General features: G+C 37.6%; 1 protein-coding gene. It reads right to left on the bottom strand.

The annotated features are described in order from the left end of the window. Positions 1–140: 140 nt before the first annotated feature. Positions 141–675: YidC/Oxa1 family membrane protein insertase (locus ACRCJ0_RS17875; RefSeq protein ID WP_431391483.1), on the bottom strand; the 535-nt coding region annotated here is incomplete at its 5' end.

A 675-nucleotide genomic window follows, 5' to 3' on the forward strand; every position in this document is an offset into this window, starting at 1 on the left:
TCGAGTTATTTAGCTATATAAAAAGGGTTTGTGGCAGAGCTGTCACAAACCCTTTTATGCACTTTTTAATAGCATAAGAAAAGCCCTCTGGCTAGCGTATAAAACGCAAATTCAGAGGGCTTTTAATATGTTATCAGTTGTTATTTACGTTGTTTGCCAACATTACGGTTTGTTTTTCTGTCATTAATTGTTAGGCGTTTGTTTGTAGGTTCTTTCTTAACAGAATCAGTCACATCTTTACGGCTGCTAGAAGGCTTCTTCACCTTGATTGGGTTCTCAGCCATTTCTTTATCAACTTCTGCCTGGATTCTTGGCTTGAAGTAGAAAGTTGTAAATAATGATTGTAGAATTGACCAAATGGCACCTGCTAAGAAGTAAAGTGTTAATCCGGCTGGTGTTGTAAATACAATGAATCCCATCATAATTGGTGTCATGAATAGGGTAGAACGCATTTGCGCTTTTTGCTCTTCTGGTACACCTTGCAAGGTAATGAATGATTGGATCAAGTACATTACAATGGTGATAATGGCTAATACCATATGAGATTCTCCAAGTGAGATACCGAAGAATTCAGAGCTGGCAATTGGTTCACTCACGCGAATAGCAGTGTATAAACCAGAGATGATTGGTAATTGTAGTAATAATGGTAAACAACCCATACCACCAAACATAGAA

Source organism: Aerococcus sp. L_32 (assembly GCF_050689315.1).